The following is an 8,245-nucleotide window of genomic DNA, read 5'->3' as shown; positions in this document are numbered from 1 at the left end:
GTGTGCTTGTCGAGCGAATAAGGGGAGTTTACTTCGCTGGCCAGCCGATATTTTAACACAAAGGCCGCTACCCCAAGGCTATTGAGGTACTGGGCGGGCTGGCGACCTTCGGCCTTGAAAACAAGCTCCCGATGCCCCCCACCTGGACAAATCACAACGGCAGCCCCCGTCGCTTTGTCCTTGGGTGGTAGAAAAACCGTTATGGATGGATTATTGATATGGCGTACCCAATAGTCTTCCGCCTGTTCAGGTTCGTTCCGACGATCTTCAAATCCAGGGGCACCTTTTGGCCAAAGAGGTATCTCAGGAGGAGTTGTCTGAGCCAAAACCGTGACTGGAAAACCCACTGAAAGTGCCAGTATGGCTAGGCGAAATAGAATTGAAGTAGTGTTGAGCAAAGCAGCGTTGTGTCAAACTGTACGTGATGGATAAAGTTAAGTAGTTAGTAAAACTAATCGTCTCAGGATACCCTCCCAAATGAGACAATACTGTACTTTAAGGAACGGGCGTTGCAGGCAACAGCGTTTAGCCTCAACTTCCGTACTTTGGCTACCGTAAAATTATCCAAACAACCTTAACCAGCCCCACCAATGGCACAACACCCAACTAACGATCTGACAGTAGATTACCTGACTAGTGCTAAAAAGCAGTTTGCTTATTATAAACTACTGGGCGAGCAGACCATGAGTCAGGTATCCGACGAAGCCTTATTTTGGCAGTATAATGAGGAAAGCAATAGTATTGCCCTCATCGTCAAACACCTCTGGGGTAATATGCTGTCCCGATGGACCGATTTTCTACTTACTGATGGGGAAAAGGAGTTGCGTAACCGAGAGAGTGAGTTTGAGAATGATATGCAGACCAGAGACCAGGTAATGGCCCGTTGGCAGGCAGGCTGGGATTGTCTGCTCACGACGCTCGATGGGCTACAGCGAGAAGACTTCCAGCAAGAAATTTTCATTCGCAACATGGGCCACTCGGTCGTTGAAGCGATCAATCGCCAATTGGCTCACTATCCGTATCATGTGGGTCAAATTGTCTTCATCGGCAAAATGGTTTGCAACGAGAAGTGGACGAGCTTATCTATACCCCGTGGTCATTCAGAAGCGTATAATGCGGACAAGTTTGCGCAGCCAAAGCGAAAGGAACACTTCACCGACGAACTACTTCGATAAATGCCATTGGCAATATGCATGGCGGCACCTGACAGCTGGCAACGGTTCGACTGATATGGCAACCATGCATTTTAGAACCTCATAAATGGCTCCTACTTGAGACAAAGTGGCTTTTTTTTCGTAACCATTGGTACTATTGGCCTATGCAACTGTAAATATTTTTAAGATAAGTATTTGACAGGAAACTTCGTTTCGTTTATTTCGTTTATTAAACTAGCAAGAAGATAGATAGCAATAAACATGGAAGCTGTATTAGAGAGACCAACGTTACAGGACCAACGGGTAGCAAAAGAATCACTGCATAGTTTCACAGAGGCAATAGCAGAAACTAGGTCGGATAGAATGGTTATTCAAATACAAGAGAGTAAAGACCTCATCACCATTCCAGCTAAAGCACTTGACCTGCTTTCCTTCATTTTGTCAAGCATGGCAGAAGGGAAGGCTATTTCCTTAATTCCTTCGGATTCGGAGGTTAGCACTCAGCAAGCAGCCGATATGCTGAATGTATCAAGGCCTTATGTAGTCAAATTGCTTGAGGAAGGCAAAATTCCTTTCAAGAAGGTGGGCAGTCACAGAAGAATATTACTTGAAGACCTGCTTACCTATGAAAAAGAGCAAAAAGTGATTAGAAAAGAAAGATTACGCTTCCTTACGGAGCAAGCCCAAGAACTTAACCTTGGCTACTAATGATTCACTCCCCTAGATTTGTTGCTCTGATTGATGCTTGTGTTCTATACCCAGCACCAATCAGAGATCTGCTGTTAAATATTGCGGACTTAGATCTGTACACGCCTAAATGAACTGATTACATTAACGAGGAATGGACCAGAAACTTACTCTCGAACAGGCCCGATTTGACCGAAAGGCAATTACAAAGGACAGTCCGCGCCATGAATGAAGCCTTTCCTGACGCGAATGTTATAAATTATGAATCTCTTGTTCAATCGATAAGTCTGCCCGATCAAGATGATCGCCATGTAGTAGCTGCGGCCGTACGCTGTAAGGCTGATGTAATCGTTACTGCCAATATTAAGGACTTTCCGAATGAATACTTAAAGCAGTTTGATATAGAGCCCAAGCATCCTGACAACTTTATAATGGATCTAATCGATTTGAACCCAAACGGGGTACTCGAGGCGTTTAAGAACCAGGTATCAAACTTAAGAAGGCCACCTAAAACAGATGAAGAACTGCTTGTGAATTTTAGGGAGGTTGGCTTAGAAACAACGGCCTACGAATTGCATAGAATGTTACAGAATCGTTAGTAGTGGTTTGATTAGTCGCTTTTTCTAAAAATAAACACCCATAGACGTGTCTGGCCGACTAGTATACTCTAAGGCGATGCGCTTTCCATGTATTTGCTTCACAAATCGGGCGTTTCTCGATACAGTATATTGATAAGAATCTAATGGCTAAATACGTCAAGTAAAATGATCCTACAAACCCGATCATGGTTGACGTAAATTGACATTTTGACGCCGTTCAGCTCGCTCGGTTGACTCGCCACTCTCAAGCCCACCCAGCTCAAGGCTGTAGTTTGCCGAATCAGTCGTTATATTTGTAAGAACATAACGAATAGCTCAATTTGCTTTTATGAACTATAATTTCTACACGGCATTACTGGGGAAAATTATTCTTTGCACTTGGCTGACTCAACCGGCATTTTCACAACTTGCCATTCCCATCGATTCCAATCGAACATTTCGATTAGGCGAAGTAACGGTGCTGGGGCGACGTAGCCTGGACTCAACCAGTACCGCGCTGAGTCGGCAGATCGAAGCCTTCAATCGGCTTGATGTTGGACGGGCGCTCAACCTATTACCTGGAGTAACCCTCTCTAACGTCGGCGCACGCAACGAATCAATGGTGTATGTACGGGGTTTTGATTTGAGACAGGTGCCCGTATTCATTGATGGTATCCCAGTCTATGTACCCTACGATGGGTATGTGGATTTAGGGCGCTTCACGACCTTTGATTTAGCCGAGATTAATGTGTCGAAAGGGTTCTCATCCGTGACCTACGGCCCAAATACGCTGGGGGGAGCCATCAATCTGGTATCGCGCCGACCCCAGAAAGAGCTTGAGTTTGATGGCCGGGCGGGGTTGTTAAGCGGCCAGGGGCACCGGCTTAACCTCAACCTGGGCAGTAACCTGGGCAAGTTTTACCTACAAGGCTCCGCTTCGCAGTTGAAACAGCAAACGTTTCCTTTATCGACAGACTTTGTCCCCCAGACCCAGGAAGACGGTGGAAATCGGGAGAATGCCTACCGGAATGATCGCAAATACAGTTTGAAAGTGGGCTTTACCCCTAACGCGACGGACGAATATGCCCTCAGTTACATCAATCAGCAGGGAACCAAGGGCACACCGCCCTATGTGGGTAGTGATTCCCGGCAAGTGGCTCGTTTCTGGCAGTGGCCCTACTGGAACAAAGAAAGCCTGTATTTTATCTCCCGAACGGCGATTACAACCAACAGCTATCTGAAAGTTCGACTGTTCTACGACAAGTTTAAGAACCTGCTTAGTGCTTTCGACAACAATACCTATACCACCCAGACTAGGGGTTCCTCGTTTAACAGCTATTATAATGATGAAACTCAAGGTGGTTCGCTTGAATACGGCAATCGGATTGCGGCAAGTCATAACCTAAAAGCATCCGTTCATTATAAGCAGGATCGTCACCGCGAAAACAATGCCGGGGAACCCGTGCGTACCTTCATCGATCAGACTCTATCCGTTGGCATAGAAGATGTTTGGGCGCTCACTAAGAAATTATCCCTTGTTCCAGGGGTCAGTTATAACCGTCGCCAAAGCCTGCGGGCGGAGAATTACGAAAGCGCGACCAAAACTATTTCGTCGTTCCCCGGAAATAATAGCGATGCGGTAAATGCCCAGGTGGGTCTGTTTTATAATCCAGCCTTACAACGCCAGCTCAGTCTCACCATAGCTAAGAAAACCCGATTCGCGACGGTGAAAGACCGCTATTCCTACCGAATGGGCGCGGCTATTCCAAACCCGGATTTGAAAGCAGAATCCGCTTTGCATCTGGAAGCGGCTTATGCAGATCAGCTTACCCGGTATGTATCTCTACAAGCCAGCGCGTTCTACAGTCGCTTGACGGATGCCATTCAACAGGTCAACAATGTTCAACCGGGGATTTATCAATTTCAGAATACGGGGCAGGCTGAGTTCTACGGAGGGGATGTATCGCTCAAAATACCGGTCAATACCGTCTTTCAAGCCGGCGCTCAATACTCCTACATTCACCGCCAAAATGTAAGTAATCCCGATCTGAAATTTGTGGATGTGCCCGATCACAAACTTCTTGTCTATGCCCAGGCTCAGCTCCTACGTCGAATTAGTTTGATTGGCAATGTGGAGTATGATTCGGATCGCTATAGCACCAGTTACGGCACGCAGGCGGCTAGTTTTGTGGTCGTTAACGCTAAGGCTTCGCTTCGACTGCAGCGCTACATAAATCTGGAAGGCGGAGTAAACAATCTATTCGACCGGAACTATGCCTTGGCAGAAGGGTTTCCAGAACCGGGCCGCAACTTCTTTATTAATCTAGCCATCAGTAATTTATAAAAAAAAGCATGAAGACTATAAACGCACAACTTGCCGGTTGCTGGTCATTATCCGTACTAATCGTTTGCCTGCTAACCGGGTTGAAGAGTCAAGCGCAGACGGTATTGACCGTAACAGGAGAAGTCACTAAACCGTTAACCCTACAGACAGCCGATTTGACAGCCATGGCTCATACCCAGGTAACGGGAAAAGATCGTGATGGGAAGGACCATCAGTATTCAGGCATCCTGGTCGTAGACCTGCTGAAACAGGCGGGTGCCACTGTAGGCGGTGAACTACGGGGCGAAAACCTCACCAAATATGTCATCGTAAAAGCCATCGATGGGTATGAAGTCCTGTTCGCTCTGCCCGAACTGGATGCGGAGTTTGCTTCGCGATCTATTATTTTGGCGGATAGCGTTGATGGCGCGTCATTAGGGCCCGGCGTTGGTCCTTATCGAATCGTCGTTCCGGGGGAGAAAAAACCGGCCCGCTGGATTCGGGAAGTGAAATCGATTGAGGTACGATTTGCCAAATAAAGAGCTATGCGATTCTGGATAGGTAGTTTTATTGTTGCCGTTGTACTGAGTGGAGTATGCGCCTGGACCGTAGCTGACGACCCTGTGCCAGCGGGACCCTATACGCTACTCTATCCTGCCTCGTTTGGGGGTCGGTTCACTATTCCGGCTGATAACCCAATGACTCAGGAAGGGGTTTACCTGGGGCGACTGTTATTTTACGAGCCCAAGTTATCATCTACTCAAACTATTTCGTGCGCGAGTTGTCATCAGCAGGCGCGGGCGTTCACGGACGGGCTAGCCCTAAGCATTGGTGTTCATGGGAAAACAACCCGGCGAAATTCAATGTCGCTGACGAATCTACTGTGGGTGCGTCAGTTATTCTGGGATGGCCGGTCCACGAGTCTGGAAGAACAAGCCCTGGTCCCATTGGGACATACCGATGAGATGGGTTCCAAACCAGGCGAAGCGGCTAAAGCGTTACAGAAAACGATACCGTACCCAGTGCTATTCAAACAGGTTTTCGGCTCCGACACTATCACGGATGTTCGTATTAGTAAGGCCCTGGCTCAGTTCGAACGGACGTTAATATCGGCTAATTCTCGGTATGACCAGTATGCAGCAGGTCAGTACCAGCTAACCGAATCGGAACAGCGGGGGATGCAGCTATTTAACCGATCTCCTTCGCCGGAACGTAATGTTCGGGGTGGCAACTGTGCCCATTGTCATGGGGGGGCAAAACTGTTCCAGGAATTATTTCACAATAACGGGTTGGACAAGCAAGCTACTGATTCGGGTCGGCAAGCGATTACGGGATTAGCCCTCGATCAGGGCCGTTTCCGAGTGCCAACCTTACGTAACATCGCCCTAACCGCTCCCTACATGCATGATGGTCGGTTCAATAGCCTGGAAAAAGTGCTGGATCATTACAGTGAGCACATTCAGCCTAGTCCCATGCTGGCTCCTGAACTAGCTGGTCAGCCGAACGGGTTTCATCTGACAACGGGTGAAAAAACGGATTTAATTTCGTTTTTACGGCTGTTTACCGATAGTACTTTTATTCATAATCCCCAATTCGCCAACCCCCACTAGCGTTACCTTGTAATAAACTGATGGCAATTTTGAACCTGACCAAGCTTTTTGATTCATTCTCGTTATTGGCTGCCGGATCTTAACCCAGCCACAAACCCTTTATGGCTAGACAGGCTACCATCGACTCTGTGTCCGGGAGAATTTTTCGGATCCTTTAGGCTTCCCTACACGATACGGCTACTGGTACAATTATCTCTCAAATCCCTCCAACCTGAGACGAAGAGAAAATTGTGTACCAATATTTCGGGCGTTTTCTGAGACGGTAAAGCAACTCCCTTATCTGGTTATGCATCTAGTCCAAAAAACGATGAACGATGATGAATCTCTTGAAAATGCTGGTTGGCATGCTTCTGCTTCAAGGGCTACTCAGTTGCAGCCTGATGAAAGGGTATCGAGCTTTATCAATTGTACGATCTGGTAAGGCTACTCAGAAATCCTTCTATGCTGAAATACCCTTTCAAGAGCGAATGGGTAACATTCTTATCCCCGTCACCATTGGACAGCAGACCTATAGCTACATTTTTGATAGCGGTGCCCATTTCTCCCTAACCGATTCTATTCGCAAGCTTAATCAATTCAAACAGAAGCTCACCGTTCAATTAGGAAGTGCTAACCAATCAAAATCGACTGTAGCCGTCACCCAGATTGACAAGCTAGAGGCGGCAGGTCTAGCCTTTAAAAAGGTGGGTGCTTTTGTACTTGACTTCAACCAGGCCCCCCGGATTCGTTGCTTAACGAATGGTGGCTTATTTGGCAGTAGTGTTATTCGCAAATATGTATGGCAGGTTGATTACAACCGTAAAAAGATCATTGCTACCGATCAACTCAGCAAGCTTCATCTAGCTGACAATACCATACGCATCCCCGTCAGCCTAGATAAACGCGGCTATCCTTTTATCCACCTGCAAGTCAATGGGCAGCCCGTGCGTTTCCTATTTGATTTAGGTTTTGGTGGACTATTGTCCTTGCCGGAAGTAACGGCTCAGCAGTATGTCAGGGGTCCGATCATTGAGCGCGCCGGGATCGGTAGTGAAGGTGCGCACGGCTCGCTTCAGGAGACCATGAAATTTGCTTTATTGGACTCGGTACGGCTGAATCAACTGGTATGGTATAATGTGGCCATCAGTTATGCCAAAAGCAACAATTATCCATTGGTGGGCGCTGAACTGGCCAAATACTATCTCATCACGATGGACTTTAGAAACAAGGCCTTATACCTATCCCCCCTGGCGAATCATCCCTTCAAACCAGAAGGATTTACGCATTTCGGTTTATCACTGAGCTATCAGGCGGGGAAGGTAATAGTTGAAGCCGTCTACGGATCATCCCCCGCTCAACAAGCTGGCATTCAAGTAGGGGATGAAATTACAGCCATTGATGGCCAAAAGATTAGTTACTCCACCTACTGTGAGTGCTTTTTCACAAGCAATGACCAGTTGGCTACTGCTAAACGGATCGAATTGACGATTCGTAACCAAGGAACCGAACGAACCGTCGAGTTAGTAAAGCGAAGGCTATTATAAATGCTATTTTATTGCAGAAAGTCTTTGCGTAGTAGGAAAAGTCATTATAGTTGTTGCTTATGCGATAGTCACCCTAAATGCTCCCAAATGAGACGCATTAACGTGACATGTTGGCTTTCTAAATAGGACGTTTGACTAGATGAACTTGCTACATTTGACTGGAGACAGTTTTTAGGCACATTTGGGAACAAACCCAAAAGTACCCATGAAGAAAAGACGTGTGTTCGACGAGGCATTTAAACGGATGGCCATCGAGTTGTCCTACGCGAAAGGCTCTGTACAAGAAGTCGCTCGTGAACTCGGCATTGATTCGAGTCGGATCACCAAATGGCGGCAAAGCCATAAAAGCCTTGGTCAAGTTGCAACTGCG

Annotated in this window: 9 protein-coding genes; 8 read left to right on the top strand and 1 reads right to left on the bottom strand. The window is 47.0% G+C overall.

Annotated elements, in window-relative coordinates:
* The coding region (locus BM202_RS37895) for an alpha/beta hydrolase (RefSeq protein ID WP_394333809.1) at nt 1–326 on the bottom strand (326 nt) is incomplete at its 3' end.
* 264 nt (nt 327–590) lie between these two features.
* Between BM202_RS37895 and BM202_RS29120 the strand changes: the two genes are divergently transcribed.
* The 8 genes from BM202_RS29120 to BM202_RS39110 all read left to right on the top strand — a co-directional run.
* A complete protein-coding gene (locus tag BM202_RS29120; protein ID WP_245776836.1) occupies nt 591–1,175 on the top strand; it encodes a DUF1572 family protein in 585 nt (194 codons plus the stop codon).
* Nucleotides 1,176–1,415: 240 nt separating this feature from the next.
* Complete coding sequence (locus tag BM202_RS38410) at nt 1,416–1,862, top strand: excisionase family DNA-binding protein (RefSeq protein WP_093832860.1); 447 nt, start codon at nt 1,416–1,418, stop codon at nt 1,860–1,862.
* A gap of 203 nt (nt 1,863–2,065) precedes the next feature.
* Nucleotides 2,066–2,440 (top strand): VapC50 family PIN domain-containing toxin, encoded by a 375-nt coding sequence (locus BM202_RS29110; protein ID WP_394333808.1) that lies wholly within the window; start codon nt 2,066–2,068, stop codon nt 2,438–2,440.
* A 328-nt stretch (nt 2,441–2,768) separates the two neighbouring features.
* A complete protein-coding gene (locus BM202_RS29105) occupies nt 2,769–4,763 on the top strand; it encodes a TonB-dependent receptor plug domain-containing protein (protein WP_093832858.1) in 1,995 nt (664 codons plus the stop codon).
* An 8-nt stretch (nt 4,764–4,771) separates the two neighbouring features.
* Complete coding sequence (locus BM202_RS29100; RefSeq protein ID WP_093832856.1) at nt 4,772–5,281, top strand: molybdopterin-dependent oxidoreductase; 510 nt, start codon at nt 4,772–4,774, stop codon at nt 5,279–5,281.
* A 6-nt stretch (nt 5,282–5,287) separates the two neighbouring features.
* A complete protein-coding gene (locus BM202_RS29095; protein WP_093832854.1) occupies nt 5,288–6,352 on the top strand; it encodes a cytochrome-c peroxidase in 1,065 nt (354 codons plus the stop codon).
* Nucleotides 6,353–6,666: 314 nt separating this feature from the next.
* The gene (locus BM202_RS29090; RefSeq protein WP_093832852.1) at nt 6,667–7,875 is read left to right on the top strand and encodes an aspartyl protease family protein; all 1,209 of its coding nucleotides are present in this window, start codon (nt 6,667–6,669) and stop codon (nt 7,873–7,875) included.
* 205 nt (nt 7,876–8,080) lie between these two features.
* A partial coding sequence (locus tag BM202_RS39110; protein ID WP_143100778.1) for a transposase occupies nt 8,081–8,245 on the top strand: 165 nt, incomplete at its 3' end.

This window comes from Spirosoma endophyticum, from assembly GCF_900112365.1.
In the GTDB taxonomy this organism is placed as follows: Bacteria; Bacteroidota; Bacteroidia; order Cytophagales; family Spirosomataceae; genus Spirosoma; species Spirosoma endophyticum.
This window is presented reverse-complemented; position numbering and strand designations above follow the sequence as displayed.